General features: G+C 41.2%; 1 pseudogene. It reads left to right on the top strand.

The annotated features are described in order from the left end of the window. Positions 1-1,469: pseudogene (locus ACFIK1_RS05075) on the top strand (hypothetical protein); the annotation flags it as partial.

Raw genomic sequence — 1,469 nt, 5'->3', positions numbered from 1 at the left:
ATGGACTGCTCCTAAATTCACTGTTAAGTCCGTTAAGGATGATGGCGAAACAGAAAACAAAGAATATCCTGATGTAGCTTCTGCCTTTGAAGGTGTAGGTACTTCTATCACAAATGTTCAGAATAAATTGACTGAACAGGTTAATAATGTGATTAACAAAGTAGAAAGCGAAAGCTTTGTTCAGCAAGACCAAACAACACATCGTCTCACTATTGGAGCTGCAGTAGAAGGCAGTGAAATCAATATAGCCAACAAGACTGGTGCGGATCGGATAATTTCAGGTGTTGGTGAAGCAACAAAGGATAATGAAGCTGTTAACAAAGGTCAGCTTGATAAAAGTCTGAAGGATCTTTCTACCAGCCTTCAGTCTGATGATTCAGCCGTTGTTCATTACGATAAAAAAGATGGTGATAATGGCGGCATTAATTACACGAGTGTGACTTTAGGTGGTAAAGATAAGACAGCTGTAGGTCTCCATAATGTTGCTGATGGTAAGATTGCCAAGGATTCACATGATGCAATCACGGGTGGACAGGTTAATACCATAGCTTCGGATTTATCAAAGATTTTAGGTGGCGCTGTATCCTTTGATGGCAAAAACTTTACAGGACCAACGTATGACTTATCGACAGTTTCTAAAGAGGGTAATGTAACAAATAAATCGTATGAAGGTGTTGAAACAGCCTTTAAAGGACTTGATGAGAATATCAAAACCGTTAACGATCGTATTAAGGAAGTCTCAGAAGGAGTTTCACAGGATTCTTTATCATGGAGTAATCAGAGTAATGCTTTTGTAGCCTTGCATGGAAAAGAAGGTGAAAAGACAAACAGCAAGGTCACATCGCTGGCTGATGGTTCTCTAGTGGCGGGTTCGAGCGATGCGGTTACGGGTGGACAGATTAATACCATAGCTGCGAGTTTAGCAAAAATTTTAGGAGGTAAAGCATCGTTTAGTGCTGATGGCACTTTTACAGTTCCCAGCTATGACTTATCGACAGTTTCTAAAGAGGGTGATGTAACAAATAAATCATATGAAGGTGTTGGAACCGCTTTTTCAGCTCTTGATGCAAATATCAAGAATGTGAATGCACGGATTAAAGAGGTTTCACAAGGAGTTGCACAGGATTCTTTGGTATGGAGCAAGGATGCAAATGCCTTTAGTGCGCAGCATGGAGAAGGAGAGAAAAAAGGCAACAGCAAGATCACGTTTCTTAAGGATGGTGAACTCTCAGAAAGCTCAACGGATGCGGTGAATGGTTCACAGCTCCATTCTACGAACACAGCCCTTGCGGAGTATTTCGGTGGTAATGCCAAGTATGAGGATGGCAAATGGACGAAACCTGATTTCAAAGTTGCACAATTTGATGCTGATGGCACAGAAGGTGACAAGAAGACTTATCACAATGTTGCTGCTGCTTTTGAAGGTGTTAACAGTGCTTTCACCACTCTGAATGAAGAGATTGTCGATG

This window comes from Bartonella sp. OC16QHHD, assembly GCF_042194035.1.
Classification (GTDB): domain Bacteria; phylum Pseudomonadota; class Alphaproteobacteria; order Rhizobiales; family Rhizobiaceae; genus Bartonella.
This window is presented reverse-complemented; position numbering and strand designations above follow the sequence as displayed.